At 72.0% G+C, this 16,349-nt stretch carries 18 protein-coding genes; 17 read left to right on the forward strand and 1 reads right to left on the reverse strand.

What is annotated here, in order from left to right; all coding sequences use genetic code 11:
• The first annotated feature begins 24 nt into the window (after window positions 1–24).
• Both OG338_RS22700 and ffh read left to right on the forward strand, forming a co-directional pair.
• Window positions 25–2,478: a [protein-PII] uridylyltransferase gene (locus tag OG338_RS22700; RefSeq protein ID WP_405939070.1), complete on the forward strand. Its 2,454-nt coding sequence runs from the start codon at window positions 25–27 to the stop codon at window positions 2,476–2,478.
• Window positions 2,479–2,576: 98 nt separating this feature from the next.
• The gene (ffh, locus tag OG338_RS22705; protein WP_405939071.1) at window positions 2,577–4,124 is read left to right on the forward strand and encodes a signal recognition particle protein; all 1,548 of its coding nucleotides are present in this window, start codon (window positions 2,577–2,579) and stop codon (window positions 4,122–4,124) included.
• 107 nt (window positions 4,125–4,231) lie between these two features.
• On the opposite strand, the gene OG338_RS22710 is transcribed toward ffh, so the two are convergent.
• Window positions 4,232–5,077 carry a class I SAM-dependent methyltransferase gene (locus OG338_RS22710; protein WP_405939072.1) on the reverse strand — a complete coding sequence of 282 codons (846 nt, stop codon included), beginning with the start codon at window positions 5,075–5,077 and terminating at the stop codon, window positions 4,232–4,234.
• A 477-nt stretch (window positions 5,078–5,554) separates the two neighbouring features.
• Here OG338_RS22710 and OG338_RS22715 point away from each other — a divergent pair, with 477 nt between their 5' ends.
• The 15 genes from OG338_RS22715 (at window position 5,555) to OG338_RS22785 (ending at window position 16,263) form a co-directional block, all read left to right on the forward strand.
• A complete protein-coding gene (locus OG338_RS22715; protein WP_018521397.1) occupies window positions 5,555–6,148 on the forward strand; it encodes a hypothetical protein in 594 nt (197 codons plus the stop codon).
• 157 nt (window positions 6,149–6,305) lie between these two features.
• Window positions 6,306–6,740 (forward strand): 30S ribosomal protein S16, encoded by a 435-nt coding sequence (gene rpsP / locus OG338_RS22720; protein WP_405939073.1) that lies wholly within the window; start codon window positions 6,306–6,308, stop codon window positions 6,738–6,740.
• Window positions 6,741–6,742: 2 nt separating this feature from the next.
• On the forward strand, window positions 6,743–6,982 hold the full coding sequence (locus OG338_RS22725; RefSeq protein WP_005311361.1) for an RNA-binding protein: 240 nt from the start codon (window positions 6,743–6,745) through the stop codon (window positions 6,980–6,982).
• 79 nt (window positions 6,983–7,061) lie between these two features.
• On the forward strand, window positions 7,062–7,652 hold the full coding sequence (gene rimM, locus OG338_RS22730) for a ribosome maturation factor RimM (protein WP_405939074.1): 591 nt from the start codon (window positions 7,062–7,064) through the stop codon (window positions 7,650–7,652).
• Complete coding sequence (gene trmD / locus OG338_RS22735) at window positions 7,652–8,473, forward strand: tRNA (guanosine(37)-N1)-methyltransferase TrmD (RefSeq protein WP_405939075.1); 822 nt, start codon at window positions 7,652–7,654, stop codon at window positions 8,471–8,473. Before rimM ends, trmD begins: the two co-directional genes overlap by 1 nt.
• Before the next feature lie 127 nt (window positions 8,474–8,600).
• Complete coding sequence (rplS, locus tag OG338_RS22740) at window positions 8,601–8,951, forward strand: 50S ribosomal protein L19 (protein ID WP_018102387.1); 351 nt, start codon at window positions 8,601–8,603, stop codon at window positions 8,949–8,951.
• 45 nt (window positions 8,952–8,996) lie between these two features.
• Entirely contained in the window at window positions 8,997–9,779 is a 783-nt protein-coding gene (gene lepB, locus OG338_RS22745) for a signal peptidase I (protein WP_405939076.1), read from the forward strand.
• On the forward strand, window positions 9,772–10,833 hold the full coding sequence (lepB, locus tag OG338_RS22750) for a signal peptidase I (RefSeq protein ID WP_405939077.1): 1,062 nt from the start codon (window positions 9,772–9,774) through the stop codon (window positions 10,831–10,833). The genes lepB (OG338_RS22745) and lepB (OG338_RS22750) overlap by 8 nt, the downstream gene beginning before the upstream one ends.
• Entirely contained in the window at window positions 10,715–11,641 is a 927-nt protein-coding gene (gene lepB / locus OG338_RS22755; RefSeq protein ID WP_405940502.1) for a signal peptidase I, read from the forward strand. Before lepB (OG338_RS22750) ends, lepB (OG338_RS22755) begins: the two co-directional genes overlap by 119 nt.
• Complete coding sequence (gene lepB / locus OG338_RS22760) at window positions 11,638–12,543, forward strand: signal peptidase I (protein WP_405939078.1); 906 nt, start codon at window positions 11,638–11,640, stop codon at window positions 12,541–12,543. The genes lepB (OG338_RS22755) and lepB (OG338_RS22760) overlap by 4 nt, the downstream gene beginning before the upstream one ends.
• A gap of 49 nt (window positions 12,544–12,592) precedes the next feature.
• A complete protein-coding gene (gene lepB / locus OG338_RS22765) occupies window positions 12,593–13,342 on the forward strand; it encodes a signal peptidase I (RefSeq protein ID WP_405939079.1) in 750 nt (249 codons plus the stop codon).
• Entirely contained in the window at window positions 13,332–13,820 is a 489-nt protein-coding gene (locus tag OG338_RS22770) for an NUDIX hydrolase (protein WP_405939080.1), read from the forward strand. Before lepB (OG338_RS22765) ends, OG338_RS22770 begins: the two co-directional genes overlap by 11 nt.
• A 63-nt stretch (window positions 13,821–13,883) precedes the next feature.
• A complete protein-coding gene (locus OG338_RS22775) occupies window positions 13,884–14,192 on the forward strand; it encodes a DUF2469 domain-containing protein (RefSeq protein ID WP_043444228.1) in 309 nt (102 codons plus the stop codon).
• An 84-nt stretch (window positions 14,193–14,276) separates the two neighbouring features.
• The gene (locus OG338_RS22780; protein ID WP_018102379.1) at window positions 14,277–14,636 is read left to right on the forward strand and encodes a YraN family protein; all 360 of its coding nucleotides are present in this window, start codon (window positions 14,277–14,279) and stop codon (window positions 14,634–14,636) included.
• A gap of 1 nt (window position 14,637) precedes the next feature.
• Window positions 14,638–16,263, forward strand: a complete 1,626-nt coding sequence (locus OG338_RS22785; RefSeq protein WP_405939081.1) for a YifB family Mg chelatase-like AAA ATPase — start codon at window positions 14,638–14,640, stop codon at window positions 16,261–16,263.
• Window positions 16,264–16,349 lie beyond the last annotated feature (86 nt).

The raw sequence follows: 16,349 nt of genomic DNA on the forward strand, positions 1-16,349 counted from the left end.
TCCGCACACGGAAAGGGCAGCTGGGTGACGAGCACCGAAGCGACCACCGAATCCGAGGACTCGCGCCCCAGCGGCTACGCGGCGGCCCGGCTGCGCCTTCTCCAGGAGAAGGAGCGGCCCGGGCCGCCGCGCCGTGCGGCCCTCGCCGCCCTCACCGACGACTGGCTCACCACCCTGTTCACCGGCGCCGCCCAGCACGCCGGGGTCCGGGGCGCCGCCCTCGTCGCCGTCGGCGGCTACGGCCGCGGCGAACTCTCCCCGCGCAGTGACCTCGACCTCCTCCTGCTGCACGACGGCACCGCCGACGCCGCGGCCGTCGCCGCCCTCGCCGACCGGATCTGGTACCCCGTCTGGGACCTGGGCCTCGCCCTCGACCACTCCGTCCGCACCCCCGCCGAGGCCCGGAAGACCGCCGGCGAGGACCTCAAGGTCCAGCTCGGACTGCTCGACGCCCGCCCCGTCGCCGGCGACCTCGGCCTCGTCGCCGCCCTGCGCACCGCGATCCTCGCCGACTGGCGCAACCAGGCCCCCAAACGCCTCCCCGGCCTCCACGAGCTCTGCCGCGAACGCGCCGAACGCCACGGCGAACTGCGGTTCCTCCTCGAACCCGACCTCAAGGAGGCCCGGGGCGGCCTGCGCGACGTCACCGCCCTGCGCGCCGTCGCCGCCTCCTGGGTCGCCGACGCCCCCCGCGAAGGACTTACCGAGGCCCGCCGCACCCTCCTCGACGCCCGCGACGCCCTCCACCTCACCACCGGCCGCGCCACCGACCGGCTCGCCCTCCAGGAACAGGACCAGGTCGCCCAGGCCCTCGGCCTCCTCGACGCCGACGCCCTGCTCCGCCAGGTCTACGAGGCCGCCCGCACCGTCTCGTACGCCACCGACGTCACCTGGCGCGAGGTCAACCGGGTGCTGCGCGCCCGCTCCGCCCGGCCCCGGCTGCGCGCCCTGCTCGGCGGCGGCCGAAGCCCCGCCCCCGACCGGACCCCGCTCGCCGACGGCATCGTGGAGGCCGACGGCGAGGCCGTCCTCGCCCGCACCGCCCGGCCCGAACGCGACCCGGTGCTCGTGCTGCGCGCCGCCGCCGCGGCCGCCCAGGCCGGACTGCCGCTCTCCCGCCACGTCGTACGCCACCTCGCCACCACCGCCCAGCCGCTCCCCGTGCCCTGGCCGGCCGAGGCCCGCGAGGAGCTGGTCACCCTGCTCGGCGCCGGCGAGGCCACCATCCCGGTCTGGGAGGCGCTGGAGGCCGAGGGGCTGATCACCCGCCTGCTGCCCGACTGGGAACGCGTCCACTGCCGCCCCCAGCGCAACCCCGTCCACACCTGGACCGTCGACCGCCATCTGGTCGAGGCGGCCGTCCGCGCCGCCTCGCTCACCCGCCGCGTCGGCCGCCCCGATCTCCTCCTCGTCGCCGCCCTGCTGCACGACATCGGCAAGGGCTGGCCCGGCGACCACTCCGTCGCCGGGGAGGTCATCGCCCGCGACATGGCCGCCCGCATCGGCTTCGACCAGCACGACGTGGGCGTCATCGCCACCCTCGTACGCCATCACCTGCTGCTCATCGAGACCGCCACCCGGCGCGACCTGGACGACCCGGCCACCGTCCGGGCCGTCGCCGACGCCGTCGGCAGCGCCGCGACCCTGGAGCTGCTGCACGCCCTCACCGAGGCCGACGCGCTGGCCACCGGGCCCGCCGCCTGGTCCGCCTGGCGCGCGTCCCTCGTCACCGAACTCGTCAGACGCGTCGCCCAGGTCCTGGCCGGGGAGGCCCCCGAGGAGCCCGAGCCGGCCGCCCCCGGCGCCGAGCAGGAACGCCTCGCGATCGAGGCGCTGCGCACCGGTAACCCCGTCCTCGCCCTGCACACCAGGACCGAGACCCCGCACGAGGAGGACGGCCCGGAACCGGTCGGCGTCGAACTCCTCATCGCGCTGCGCGACCGGCCCGGCGTGCTGCCCGCCGCCGCGGGCGTCCTCGCCCTGCACCGCCTCACCGTCCGCGCCGCCGACCTGCGCGCCGTGGAGCTGCCCACGGAGCTGGGGGACTCCGCGGACCTGCTGCTGCTCAGCTGGCGCGTCGCCGCCGAGTACGGCTCGCTGCCCCGGGCGGACCGGCTGCGCGCCGACCTCGTACGCGCCCTGGACGGCACCCTGGACATCCCCGCCCGCCTCGCCGAGCGGGAGGCGGCCTACCCCCGGCGGCGCGGGGTGAAGGCGCCACCGCCCCGGGTGACGGTGGCCCCGGCGGGCTCCCGGCTCGCCACGGTGATCGAGGTCCGCGCACAGGACGCCCTCGGCCTGCTGCACCGCATCGGGCAGGCACTGGAGCGGAGCGCGGTACGGGTGCGCAGCGCCCATGTGTCGACGCTCGGGGCGAACGCCGTCGACGCCTTCTACGTAACGGACACCGGCGGGGAGCCGCTGCCGGCGGCGCGGGCGGCGGAGCTGGCCCAGGAGGTCGAGAAGGCGCTCGGCTGAGGCCGGAACCGGGCGAGGTCTTGGCGTTCCCCGGCGTCCGGATACCCTGGGAACCTACTGACCCGACCCGCCCCCGACCCTGAGGACCGACGAGCGCCGTGTTCGATACTCTCTCCGACCGCCTTGCCGCGACTTTCAAGAACCTCCGGGGCAAGGGCCGCTTGTCCGAGGCGGACATCGACGCCACGGCTCGCGAGATCCGTATCGCCCTGCTCGAAGCCGACGTGGCGCTGCCCGTCGTCCGGTCCTTCATCGCCAACGTCAAGGAGCGGGCGCGCGGCGTCGAGGTCTCCCAGGCGCTGAATCCGGCGCAGCAGGTCGTCAAGATCGTCAACGAGGAGCTCATCTCCATCCTCGGAGGCGAGACCCGGCGGCTGCGGTTCGCCAAGAACCCGCCCACCGTGATCATGCTCGCCGGTCTCCAGGGCGCCGGTAAGACGACCCTGGCCGGAAAGCTCGGCCTCTGGCTCAAGGGCCAGGGCCACTCCCCGCTGCTCGTCGCCTGTGACCTCCAGCGCCCCAACGCCGTCAACCAGCTGAGCGTCGTCGCCGACCGCGCCGGTGTCGCGGTGTACGCCCCCGAGCCGGGCAACGGCGTCGGCGACCCGGTCCAGGTCGCCAAGGACTCCATCGAGTATGCGAAGACCAAGGTCCACGACATCGTCATCGTGGACACCGCCGGCCGCCTCGGCATCGACCAGGAGCTGATGCGGCAGGCCGCGGACATCCGCGACGCCGTCAGCCCGGACGAGATCCTGTTCGTGGTCGACGCGATGATCGGTCAGGACGCGGTCAACACCGCCGAGGCGTTCCGCGACGGCGTCGGCTTCGACGGCGTGGTGCTCTCCAAGCTCGACGGCGACGCCCGCGGCGGTGCCGCCCTGTCGATCGCCCACGTCACGGGCAAGCAGATCATGTTCGCGTCGAACGGCGAGAAGCTGGACGAGTTCGACGCGTTCCACCCGGACCGCATGGCGTCCCGGATCCTCGACATGGGTGACCTGCTCACCCTGATCGAGCAGGCGGAGAAGACCTTCAGCCAGGAAGAGGCCGCCAAGATGGCCTCCAAGCTGGCGTCCAGCAAGGGCAAGGACTTCACGTTCGACGACTTCCTGGCCCAGATGGAGCAGGTCAGGAAGATGGGCTCCATCTCCAAGCTGCTCGGCATGCTGCCCGGCATGGGCCAGATCAAGGACCAGATCAACAACATCGACGAGCGCGACATCGACCGCATGGCCGCGATCATCAAGTCGATGACCCCGAAGGAGCGGGCCGACCCGACGATCATCAACGGCTCGCGCCGCGCCCGTATCGCCAAGGGCTCCGGTTCCGAGGTCTCCGCCGTCAAGGGACTGGTCGAGCGGTTCTTCGAGGCCCGCAAGATGATGTCGAAGATGGCTCAGGGCGGCGGCATGCCGGGGATGCCCGGGATGCCGGGCATGGGCGGCGGTCCGGGCCGGCAGAAGAAGCAGGTCAAGCAGGCCAAGGGCAAGCGCAAGAGCGGCAACCCGATGAAGCGCAAGGCCGAGGAGCAGGCCGCGGCCGCCCGCCGCGAGGCCGCGCAGAACGGCGTCCCCGGCCTCCCGGCCGGCCAGGACGGCCAGAACTTCGAGCTGCCCGACGAGTTCAAGAAGTTCATGGGCTGACGCCCGCGTCACGTCCTGCCGGAGGGGCGCTCACCGTACGGGGTGGGCGCCCCTCCGGCGTACACCCAAGGGTGTGCGTTCACGGGCGTACGTTCACGGGCTCATGTTCACGTCGTGCAGACCAGGTACCGGAACACGTTGGACATCCACACCGTGCCGTCCGGCCGCCGGTGCGGGTGCAGCGCCTCGGCCAGCTCCTTCTCCACCTGCCACCGGTCCGTCGCCCGGACCGCCGCCTCGAACAGCCGGGTCGACAGCAGGCCGCGTACCGCGCTGTCCAGGTCCGCGTAACCGAACGGGCAGGCCACCCGGCCGGAGCCGTCCGGCCGCAGCCCGGCCCTGAAGGCCACATCCTCCAGATCGTCGCGGCGCGGTCCGCGCCAGCCGCCGCCCGGTCCGCGCCCGTCGTCGGCGAGCCGACCGGCCACCCGGAGCACCGACTCCGTGGCGCACCGCTCCGGCGGGCCCCAGCCGGTCAGGACGACCGTGGCGCGCCGGTCCGCCGACGGCACGGTGGTCTCCAGCGCCCGCACCAGCTCCTCGCCGTCGCCCGCCGCGCAGCCGATCGGGGTGAACGCGGTGATCAGGCTGTGCGGCCCGCCGTCCGCCGCCTCGGCGACGCCCTGTGTGAGCAGCGGGGCGGCGGCCGGCGCGGTGCGGTCCTCCGGCGCGGGCAGCAGCCGGGTCCTGGCGAGGGCGAGGCGGTCCGGGTCGGTGTCCACACCGGTGACCGCGGCGCCCCGGCCCACGGCCATCAGCAGCGCCAGGCCGGAGCCGCAGCCGAGCGAGAGCATCCGCGTGGCGGGCCCCACCTCAAGGCGCGTGTACACCGCTTCGTACAGCGGTGCCAGCATCCGTTCCTGAATCTCCGCCCAGTCACGGGCGCGGGAGGCGCCGTCCGCGAGGGCGGACGGCTCCGTGTGCCGGTGGTGCCGAACGAGGGTTGGTGTCATGGAATGCGCCCCAATCCGCCGAGGTTGCCGGTTCTGCCGATCGGTCGTGCCCGAGTGGACGGCCGTCCCGTCCAGTGACGCGCGCTTCCCCCGTATGCCAGAGAACTGCGCATCCGCCGCCGCGTCCAGAGGTCTGCGGGGCGTGGTTGTCCGCACGGCCGTCCGGCGCACGCCGGCACCGGCGCACCCGGGATCCCAGTCTCACCCGACACGCCGGTGGGGGCACGTCGGGCACATCACGGCGGTGCGGGTACCCTCGCCCCCTGCCGTCCGTCCCGGAGGGGGCGCGTACCGCGTCCGTGCGCGCAGGCGTACGCGCCGCTACGTACCGGCTTGGTGCGAGCTGTGAGGCTTCTCCGCAGATCAGCGCACCCGCCCTCGTCGCGACGCATCAAGGGTCAACCGACTGGTACGTGCAAAATATTTGGGATGGCCCGGAATCGGAACACCGAGGGCCCCGCGCTCGTTGGTCACGACGTGAGCACGACACCACCTGTACTTGCCGCAGAGCTGGCGCAGGCGTGGGCCGACATTCAGCGGTACCACCCCGAGCTGCCCGATCTCGCCGCACCCGAGTCCCTGATCGGAGAGTCCTCGTCCGCCTGTGGCGCCGAGCTCTCCTTCGAGCGACTGCTCCACGAGGCAGTCCACGGCATCGCCGCCGCCAGAGGTGTCCGGGACACCTCGCGCGCCGGCCGCTATCACAACCGACGATTCCTGGCGATCGCCGAGGAGCTGGGCCTCGATCATGCCGAGGAGCCCCATCCCAGCAGCGGCTTCTCGCTGGTCACGCTCAACCCCGAGGCCAAGCGCCGCTACCGGCCGACGACGGAACGGCTACAGCGCGCCCTCAAGGCGCACACCGTGGCCACCGCCGCCGACACCAAGCGCTCCTTCCGCGGCCCGGCCGCCCGGCACGGCTCCTCCGGAGGGGGCGTGCGGGTCAAGGCCGTCTGCGACTGCGGCCGCAATGTGCGCGTGGTCCCCTCGGTCCTCGCCCAGGCGCCGATCGTCTGCGGCGGCTGCGGAAAGCCGTTCCGGATCCCGGAGACCGCGGTCGCGGTGGGGTGAGCCGATGGGGTGTGGCACAATGGCTAGCTGTACTCGACAGTCGCACAGGACCCCTCTCTCCTCCGGCTGACGCGTCCATCGGGCACCCGAGTACCGCAACCCCACGTGGCATCTTCGTTGTGCCCAACCACGTCATAGACCAGGAGACACCACTTCCGTGGCAGTCAAGATCAAGCTGAAGCGTCTGGGCAAGATCCGTTCGCCTCACTACCGCATCGTCGTCGCCGACTCCCGTACCCGCCGTGACGGCCGGGCCATCGAGGAGATCGGCCTGTACCACCCGGTGCAGAACCCGTCGCGCATCGAGGTCAACTCGGAGCGTGCGCAGTACTGGCTGTCCGTCGGCGCCCAGCCGACCGAGCCGGTCCTCGCGATCCTGAAGCTCACCGGCGACTGGCAGGCGCACAAGGGCCTCCCGGCCCCGGCCCCGCTGCTTCAGCCGGAGCCCAAGGCCGACAAGCGCGCCCTGTTCGACGCCCTCTCCAGCGATGGTGAGGAGTCGAAGGGCGAGGCCATCACGCCGAAGGCGAAGAAGGCCGACAAGAAGGCGGACGAGGCTGCTGCCGCCTCCGCCGAGTCGACCGAGGCCTGAGCATGCTCGAGGAGGCTCTCGAGCACCTCGTGAAAGGCATTGTCGACAACCCCGACGATGTGCAGGTCGCCTCGCGCAACCTGCGCCGTGGCCGCGTGCTTGAGGTCCGGGTCCACCCCGACGACCTCGGCAAGGTGATCGGCCGCAACGGCCGCACCGCACGCGCGCTGCGTACCGTCGTGGGCGCCATCGGCGGCCGTGGCATCCGCGTCGACCTCGTCGATGTGGACCAGGTTCGCTGACAGAGTTGAACACCGGCACGGGCCGGGGAGGGCCAAGCGCCCGCCCCGGCCCGTCGTCGTACGACAGGAGAGACACAAGGTGCAGTTGGTAGTCGCGCGGATCGGCCGCGCCCACGGCATCAAGGGCGAGGTCACCGTTGAGGTGCGCACGGACGAGCCGGAGCTGAGGCTCGCGCCCGGCGCCGTCCTGGCCACCGACCCCGCCACGACGGGCCCGCTGACGATCGAGACCGGCCGGGTGCACAGCGGCAGGCTGCTGCTGCGCTTCGCGGGCGTGAAGGACCGTACGGCCGCCGAGGCGCTGCGCAACACCCTGCTGATCGCCGACGTCGACCCGGCGGAGCTCCCGGAGGACCCCGAGGAGTTCTACGACCACCAGCTGATGGACCTGGACGTGGTCCTCGCCGACGGTACCGAGGTCGGCCGGATCACCGAGATCACGCACCTGCCCTCGCAGGACCTTTTCATCGTGGAGCGGCCGGACGGCAGCGAGGTGATGATCCCGTTCGTGGAGGAGATCGTCACCGAGATCGATCTGGACGAGCAGCGTGCGGTGATCACCCCGCCGCCCGGCCTGATCGACGCGAGCGAGGCGGTCGTGGCGTCCGCGCGCGACGCGGAGTCCGAGGACGGGACCGAGGGTTCAGCGGCGAAGGCCGAGGACGCCTGATGCGGCTCGACGTCGTCACGATCTTTCCCGAGTACCTGGAACCGCTGAACGTCTCCCTGGTCGGCAAGGCCCGTACGTCCGGCCGCCTCGACGTCCATGTGCACGACCTGCGCGACTGGACGTACGACCGCCACAACACCGTGGACGACACCCCGTACGGAGGCGGCCCCGGCATGGTCATGAAGACCGAGCCGTGGGGCGAGGCCCTGGACGAGGCCCTCGCGGACGGTTACGAGGCCGGCGCGCACTCCCCGGTCCTCGTGGTGCCCACGCCGAGCGGACGGCCGTTCACACAGGAGCTCGCCGTCGAGCTGTCCGCGTGCCCCTGGCTGGTCTTCACCCCGGCCCGCTACGAGGGCATCGACCGGCGGGTGACCGAGGAGTACGCCACCCGGATGCGGGTGGTCGAGGTGTCCATCGGGGATTACGTGCTGGCAGGCGGGGAAGCCGCGGTGCTGGTGATCACCGAGGCGGTGGCCCGGCTGCTGCCCGGCGTCCTCGGCAACGCGGCCTCCCACCAGGACGACTCCTTCGCCCCCGGCGCGATGGCCAATCTGCTGGAGGGGCCCGTCTACACCAAGCCGCCCGAGTGGCGCGGCCGGGGTATCCCCGATGTGCTGCTCAGCGGCCACCACGGGCGGATCGCGCGCTGGCGGCGGGACGAGGCGCTGCGCCGTACGGCCGCCAACAGGCCCGATCTGATCGAGCGGTGCGAGGCGTCCGGCTTCGACAAGAAGGACCGGGAGATGCTGTCCATCCTCGGCTGGTCCCCGGAGCCGGGTGGCCGATTTTGGCGCAGGCCCTCGGACGTGGAAGAATAGGCCGCTGCCGTCCGTCCGGCGTGCGCCCCTGCCACAGGGGGACACGACGCCCGTCCGACGCACCGGCCCCTAGCATTCATCACTCTCCCGTCGATGACCTGTGGCATCGGCGAAGAAAGCAGACAACATGGCTTCCCTGCTCGACGACGTCAATGCCGCGTCGCTGCGTACCGACGTCCCGGCCTTCCGCCCGGGTGACACGGTCAACGTTCACGTCCGCGTGATCGAGGGCAACCGCTCCCGTGTCCAGCAGTTCAAGGGTGTCGTCATCCGCCGCCAGGGCGCGGGCGTCAGCGAGACCTTCACGGTCCGCAAGGTCTCCTTCAGCGTCGGCGTCGAGCGCACCTTCCCGGTGCACAGCCCGATCTTCGAGAAGATCGAGCTCGTGACCCGCGGTGACGTCCGTCGCGCCAAGCTGTACTTCCTCCGTGAGCTGCGCGGCAAGGCCGCGAAGATCAAGGAGAAGCGCGACCGCTGAGCTGACTGCCTGGTCCACAGGGTGTCCGGTTAAGCTCTGGCCCCGATGGACACGCACGCAGAACTCCAGGAGCGCGACCTCTCCGCCGCACCCGATCCGGGTCCGGGGGAGGGGTCGCGCTCTTCGCGTGTCCGTGCCCGGCTCACCGGACCGAGGTCCTGGCGGCTGTCCTGGCGGGGCACGCTCGGGCTCGGCGCGGTCTGCGCCGTGTTCGTGTTCCTCTTCAGCACCTTCGTGGTGCAGCCGTTCCTGATCCCCAGCGGCTCGATGGAGCAGACGCTCCGGGTGGGCGACCGGGTGCTCGTCAATAAACTGGCGTACCGCTTCGGTGCCGTCCCCCGCCGCGGTGACGTGGTGGTCTTCGACGGCACCGGCTCGTTCGTACGCGAGGGGGCGGAGCAGAACCCGGTCGGCGCGCTGCTGCACGGGGCGGCGGCGTCCCTCGGGCTCGCCGAGCCCGCCGAGACCGACTTCGTGAAGCGGGTGGTGGGCGTGGGGGGCGACCGGGTGGTCTGCTGCGACGCGACGGGCCGGATCGAGGTGAACGGCCGGCCGCTGGACGAGGACTACCTCTTCCCCGGGGACGCGCCCTCGAAGGTGCCCTTCGACATCGTGGTGCCGGAGGGCACCCTGTGGATGATGGGCGACCACCGCTCCCGCTCCCGGGACTCCCGCGACCACCTGGGGGAGCCGGGCGGCGGCATGGTGCCGGTGGACCGGGTGATCGGGCGGGTCGACTGGCTCGGCTGGCCGCTGGGCCGGGTCGGCTCGCTGCCGGGGACCGCCGCCTTCGACTCCGTACCGGCGCCCGGCGCGTCGCATGGGTAGCCACGGGCGCCACGGTGCCCCGGCGTCGGACGGCGAGGCGCGCTCCCTGCCCACCCGGGCCGAGCGGCGCAAGCTGGCCCGCAAGGTGAAGCGCAAGCGCCGCAGATCGGCGATACGGGAGATCCCGCTGCTGATCATGGTGGCGCTGCTGATCGCGCTCGTTCTCAAGACCTTCCTCGTACAGGCGTTCGTGATCCCGTCCGGGTCGATGGAGCAGACCATCCGGATCGGTGACCGGGTGCTCGTGGACAAGCTGACGCCCTGGTTCGGCTCGAAGCCGCAGCGCGGCGACGTCGTGGTGTTCCGCAACCCCTCGGACTGGCCGCCGCCGAACCAGGAGAGCCCCGGCGAGTCACCCGTCGTCGTCAAGCAGGTGAAGCAGGTGCTCACCTTCGTCGGGCTGCTGCCCTCGGACGACGAGCAGGATCTGATCAAGCGGGTCGTGGCCGTGGGCGGCGACACCGTGAAGTGCTGCGCGCCGGACGGGAGGCTCCTCGTCAACGGAGTGGCGGTCGATGAACCGTACGTCTATCCCGGGGATTCACCCTCCACCATCAAATTCGAGGTAAAGGTTCCGGCTGGCCGCCTCTTCGTCATGGGCGACCACCGCTCCAATTCCGCCGATTCCCGCTTCCACATGGACAGGACGGCGGACGGCACGATCTCCGAGGACGCGGTCGTGGGACGGGCCAAATGGATCGTCTGGCCCTTCGGGCACTGGTCAGGACTGGAGCAGCGCTCGGCGTTCGCCTCGGTCCCGGACGCGCGCGCCGGTACGGAGGCGGCCTCGGAGCCGTCGAATAGTGTGTCCAGTGATCCAGGCGGATCGATCCGGCTCCCGACCCCTGCGGAACTCCCGCTCGTTATGGGAGTGGTGGGCCTGCGTCGGCTAGGACGCGGGCGGTGGCACGGAGTAAGGAGTGGATGTGGGGGATTTGGCGGTCGGCGCACGATCCGGACACGACGAACCCGAGGACCGGCCGGGCCGTCCGGCACATTCCGAGCCCGCCGCGGAGGCGGAGGACGGGACGACGGTGAGCGGGACGGACGATGACGGCGGCGCGTCCGGGGGCAGCACGGCCCGGAAGAAGAATCCCCGCCCGTTCTGGAAGGAGCTGCCGCTCCTCATCGGCGTCGCCCTCGTCCTGGCGCTGTTGATCAAGACGTTTCTGGTGCAGGCGTTCTCGATTCCGTCGGATTCGATGCAGAACACGTTGCAGCGGGGTGACCGGGTCCTGGTGGACAAGCTGACGCCGTGGTTCGGTTCGGAGCCGGAGCGCGGCGAGGTCGTCGTCTTCCACGACCCGGGCGGCTGGCTGGAGGACAGCCAGGCCCCCGAGCCGAACGCGGTGCAGAAGTTCCTGAGTTTCATCGGCCTCATGCCCTCGGCCGAGGAGAAGGACCTGATCAAGCGGGTCATCGCGATCGGCGGTGACACGGTGGAGTGCAAGAAGGGCGGCCCGGTCCAGGTCAACGGCAAGGCGCTGGACGACAAGTCCTTCATCTTCGAGGGCAACAGCGCCTGCGACGACGAGCCGTTCGGGCCGATCAAGGTGCCCAAGGGCCGGATCTGGGTCATGGGCGACCACCGGCAGAACTCCCTGGACTCGCGCTACCACCAGAACCTGCCGGGCAACGGCACCGTCTCCAACGACGAGGTGGTCGGCCGGGCCATCGTGATCGCGTGGCCGGTCGGCCGCTGGGCGACCCTGCCGGTCCCGAAGACCTTCGACCAGCCCGGCATCAACGCCGCCGCCGCGGCGGCCCCCGGGGTGATCGGCCTCGCGGGAGCGGTGCCCCTGGTGCTCTGGCGCAGGCGGCGCCGGACCACGACCGCCGGCACAGTGAGGAACGACGCGTGAGCGATCTGGCAGACGGAGCACAGTCCGAACAGGCGGGGTCCGCGGAGCCTTCCGCCACCGAGCCGTCCACCGTGGAGCCCTCGGCCGCTGAGTCTTCTTCCGGCGAGTCCTCTCCGAGCGAGCCGGCGGCCGGCAAGAAGAAGAATTCCCGGCCGTTCTGGAAGGAGCTGCCGCTCCTCATCGGCATCGCGCTGGTCCTGGCGCTGTTGATCAAGACGTTTCTGGTGCAGGCGTTCTCGATTCCGTCGGATTCGATGCAGAACACGTTGCAGCGGGGTGACCGGGTCCTGGTGGACAAGCTGACGCCGTGGTTCGGTTCGGAGCCGGAGCGCGGCGAGGTCGTCGTCTTCCACGACCCGGACGGCTGGCTGGACGGCGAGCCGACCCCGAAGCCCAACGCCGCGCAGAAGTTCCTGAGCTTCGTCGGGCTGATGCCGTCCGCCGAGGAGAAGGACCTGATCAAGCGGACGATCGCGGTCGCCGGTGACACGGTGGAGTGCAAGAAGGGCGGCCCGGTCCAGGTCAACGGCAAGGCGCTGGACGACAAGTCCTTCATCTTCGAGGGCAACAGCGCCTGCGACGACATGCCCTTCGGGCCGTTCAAGGTGCCGGACGGCAAGATCTGGGTGATGGGCGACCACCGCCAGGACTCGGCGGACTCCCGCTACCACACCGACGACGTGAACAAGGGCTTCGTGCCGGTGAGCCAGGTCGTGGGCCGGGCCGTGGTCGTCGCGTGGCCGGTGAACCGCTGGTCCGTGCTGTCCGTCCCGGACACCTTCGACCAGCCCGGGATCAGCGCCGCGGCCGGTGCCGCACCGGGCGTCCTGGGGCTCGCGGGCGCGGTCCCGTTCGTGCTGCGGCGCCGGCGGAGGCTGACCGCCGGGCGTACTGCCGGGTAGGGTGCCCACGCGGATCAGCGATTGTCGATCTCCGATGGGGGACGCCGGTATGGGTGCAACAGGTCGTACGGACGACGGCCGCGGCCGGCTCGGCAGCAGGCTGTCCGGGGCGGCGGTGGCCCTCGGCTGCCTGCTCTTCCTCGGCGGCTTCGTCTGGGGGGCGTTCGTCTACCTGCCCTACACGGTGCCCACCGGGTCGATGTCGCCGACGGTCGACGCGGGCGACAAGGTCCTGGCGCAGCGCGTGGACGGCAGCGAGGTCCGGCGCGGTGACATCGTGGTGTTCAAGGACCCGGATTGGGGCGACACCCCCATGGTGAAGCGGGTCGTCGGCGTCGGCGGCGACAAGGTCGCCTGCTGCGGCAAGGACGGCCGCCTCACGGTCAACGGCATACCCATTGACGAACCGTATCTGCGGTCGTCCGACCGTGCCTCGGCCCAGGACTTCACCGCCGAGGTCCCCAAGGGCCAGCTCTTCCTGCTGGGTGACGACCGCACGGTCTCGCTGGACTCCCGGGTCCATCTGGAGGACGCCATGCACGGCTCGGTGCCCCGGGACGCCGTGGAGTCCAGGGTCGACGCCATCGCCTGGCCGCTGGGCTCCATGACCGACCGGCCCGAGGCGTTCGCCGCGCTGCCGGGCGGTGTCTCGTCGGCCGGGCCGCTCAGGCTTCAGCTGACCTCGATGGTGGTGGGCATCGTGCTCATCCTGGGCGGGGCGGCGTACGGCCCGCTCGCGGCCCGGTCCGCCAGGCCGAAGCGGAGCGCGAAGAGGGAGGCGGCCGCCGGTGTCCGCTGAGGTGCGCAGGGTCGCCCGTCTGGTGCTCCTCGATCCGGAGGACCGGATTCTGCTGATGCACGGCTTTGAACCGGAGGACCCGGCCAGCACCTGGTGGTTCACCCCGGGCGGTGGTCTGGAGGGCGACGAGAACCACGAGCAGGCCGCGCTGCGCGAGCTGGCCGAGGAGACCGGGATCACCGAGGCCGAACTGGGCCCGGTGCTCTGGCGCCGCCGATGCTCCTTCACCTTCGACGGCCGGCGATGGGACCAGGACGAGTGGTACTTCCTGGCCCGTACGGCACAGACCGCCACGGACACCAGCGGCCACACATGGCTGGAACGCCGCAGTGTCACGGACCTGAGGTGGTGGACCTCCGCCGAACTGTCGGCGGCGCGTGAGACGGTGTACCCCACCGGGCTCGCCGACCTGCTCCGGAGGCTGCTCGAAGAGGGCCCTCCGCGTACGCCGGTGGACCTGGCCCCCGGAAGCGGCTGAGCGGCCGGGGCGCCGGAGCCCGGCGCACAATGGGGAAACGCACGGCTGAAGGGGAACATGCCAATGAGCGCCGAGGACCTCGAGAAGTACGAGACCGAGATGGAGCTGAAGCTCTACCGGGAGTACCGCGATGTCGTCGGTCTGTTCAAATTCGTGATCGAGACCGAACGGCGCTTCTACCTCACCAACGACTACGAGATGCAGGTGCACTCGGTCCAGGGCGAGGTGTTCTTCGAGGTGTCCATGGCGGACGCCTGGGTCTGGGACATGTACCGGCCCGCCCGGTTCGTGAAGCAGGTACGGGTGCTCACGTTCAAGGACGTCAACATCGAGGAGCTCAACAAGAGCGATCTCGAACTTCCGGGTGGCTGAGTTATCCACAATCGCCCGCTTGTCCACCAAGATCCACTGAAGTAGGGCGGACGCGTCAGAGTCGGTGCCGGAGGTGGTGCCGATATGAACGCACGGGGGGCTCTCGGGCGGTACGGCGAGGACCTGGCGGCGCGGCTGCTGGCCGACGCCGGCATGTCCGTACTGGAACGGAACTGGCGCTGTCGCGCCGGTGAGATCGACATCGTCGCGATGGACGGGGACGCGCTCGTCATCTGCGAGGTGAAGACCCGCAGATCGGGTGCGTACGAGCACCCGATGGCCGCGGTCACCCCGGCGAAGGCCGAGCGGCTGCGCCGGCTGGCCGCGCTCTGGCTGGAGCGGCACGGCGGCCCGCCGCCGGGCGGGGTGCGCATCGACCTGGTCGGGGTGGTGCTGCCCGAGCGCGGCGCGCCCCTGGCCGAGCACGCGCGGGGGGTGGCCTGAGATGGGGTTCGCACGTGCCTGCTCGGTCGCCCTGGTGGGCGTCGAGGGCGTGGTGGTGGAGGTCCAGGCGGACCTGGAGGCCGGTGTGGCGGCGTTCACGCTGGTGGGGCTGCCCGACAAGAGCCTGACGGAGAGCAGGGACCGGGTCAGGGCGGCCGTGGTCAACTCCGGGGCGGAGTGGCCGCAGAAGAAGCTCACCGTGGGGCTCTCCCCGGCCTCGGTGCCCAAGGGCGGCTCGGGCTTCGACCTGGCCGTGGCCTGCGCGGTCCTGGGCGCGGCGGAGCGGATCGACCCCGAGTCGATCGCCGATGTGGTGATGATCGGGGAGCTGGGGCTCGACGGCCGGGTCCGCCCGGTACGGGGTGTGCTCCCCGCGGTCCTGGCGGCGGCCGACGCCGGCTACCGCCAGGTGGTCGTCCCGGAACAGACCGCGGGCGAGGCGGCCCTCGTCCCCGGCGTCTCCGTGCTCGGGGTGCGCAGCCTGCGGCAGCTGATCGCGGTGCTGTGCGACGAACCGGTGCCGGACGAACAGCGGTCCGAGGAGGAGGGCCGCCCCGATCCGATGCTCGCCGGGCTGATGGTGCCCGGCGCCGGACTGGGCACCGGCCTCGCCAGGGGCCCGGCGGCCGGGGACGGCGCCCGGCCGGACCTGGCGGACGTGGCGGGCCAGGAGCGGCCGCGCAAGGCCCTGGAGGTCGCCGCGGCCGGCGGCCACCATCTGCTGCTGACCGGTCCGCCGGGCGCGGGCAAGACCATGCTGGCCGAGCGCATGTCCGCGATCCTGCCGCCGCTGACCCGGCAGGAGTCCCTCGAAGTGACCGCCGTCCACTCGGTGGCCGGCATCCTGCCCCCGGGCGAGCCCCTGATCGCCCGGCCGCCGTACTGCGCGCCGCACCACTCGGCGACCATGCAGTCGCTGGTCGGCGGGGGCAACGGACTGCCCAGGCCGGGGGCCGTCTCGCTCGCCCATCGCGGAATCCTCTTTCTGGACGAGGCGCCCGAGTTCTCCGTGAAGACACTGGACGCGCTGCGCCAGCCCCTGGAGTCCGGGCATGTCGTGGTGGCCCGCAGCGCCGGGGTGGTGCGGCTGCCGGCCCGGTTCCTGATGGTGCTCGCCGCCAACCCGTGCCCCTGCGGGCGGCACACCCTGAGCGGTGAGGGCTGCGAGTGCTCGCCGTCGGCGGTGCGGCGGTATCAGGCCAGGCTCTCCGGGCCGCTCCTCGACCGGGTGGACCTCAGGGTGACCGTCGAACCGGTCACCCGGGAGGACCTGATGGGCCGGGGCGCCCGGGGCGAGTCCACGGAGACCGTCGCCGCCCGGGTGCGGGAGGCCCGGGAGCGCGCGGCCGAGCGGCTGGCCGGCACCCCCTGGACGACCAACAGCGAGGTGCCGGGCCACGAGCTGCGCACCCGCCTGGCCGCGGTCCCGGGCGCACTGATGGCGGCCGAACGGGACATGGAACGCGGCCTGCTCACGGCCCGCGGCCTGGACCGGGTGCTGAGGGTGGCATGGACGGTCGCGGACCTGCGCGGCGCGCCCCGCCCGGACGCGTCGGACGTGGCCGCCGCCCTGGAACTGCGCAGCGGCATCCTGCGCGGGGTGCCGCTGGGGGCGGGGGCGCTGTGACGGGGGGTGGGGGAGACGGGGCGGACCTGACCGGGGGCGCGGGCCTGGCATCGGGCGGGGGCGCGGATCGCGCGGGTCCGGCGGTC

It is taken from the genome of Streptomyces sp. NBC_00726, from assembly GCF_045161735.1.
Lineage (GTDB): Bacteria > Actinomycetota > Actinomycetes > Streptomycetales > Streptomycetaceae > Streptomyces.

Coding starts and splice junctions, on each gene's coding strand:
- OG338_RS22710 (WP_405939072.1), bottom strand. CDS start 5,077: ATGACACCAACCCTCGTTCGGCACCACCGGCACACGGAGCCGTCCGCC.
- OG338_RS22725 (WP_005311361.1), top strand. CDS start 6,743: ATGCTCGAGGAGGCTCTCGAGCACCTCGTGAAAGGCATTGTCGACAAC.
- trmD (WP_405939075.1), top strand. CDS start 7,652: ATGCGGCTCGACGTCGTCACGATCTTTCCCGAGTACCTGGAACCGCTG.
- rplS (WP_018102387.1), top strand. CDS start 8,601: ATGGCTTCCCTGCTCGACGACGTCAATGCCGCGTCGCTGCGTACCGAC.
- lepB (WP_405939076.1), top strand. CDS start 8,997: ATGGACACGCACGCAGAACTCCAGGAGCGCGACCTCTCCGCCGCACCC.
- lepB (WP_405939077.1), top strand. CDS start 9,772: ATGGGTAGCCACGGGCGCCACGGTGCCCCGGCGTCGGACGGCGAGGCG.
- lepB (WP_405939079.1), top strand. CDS start 12,593: ATGGGTGCAACAGGTCGTACGGACGACGGCCGCGGCCGGCTCGGCAGC.
- OG338_RS22775 (WP_043444228.1), top strand. CDS start 13,884: ATGAGCGCCGAGGACCTCGAGAAGTACGAGACCGAGATGGAGCTGAAG.
- OG338_RS22780 (WP_018102379.1), top strand. CDS start 14,277: ATGAACGCACGGGGGGCTCTCGGGCGGTACGGCGAGGACCTGGCGGCG.
- OG338_RS22785 (WP_405939081.1), top strand. CDS start 14,638: ATGGGGTTCGCACGTGCCTGCTCGGTCGCCCTGGTGGGCGTCGAGGGC.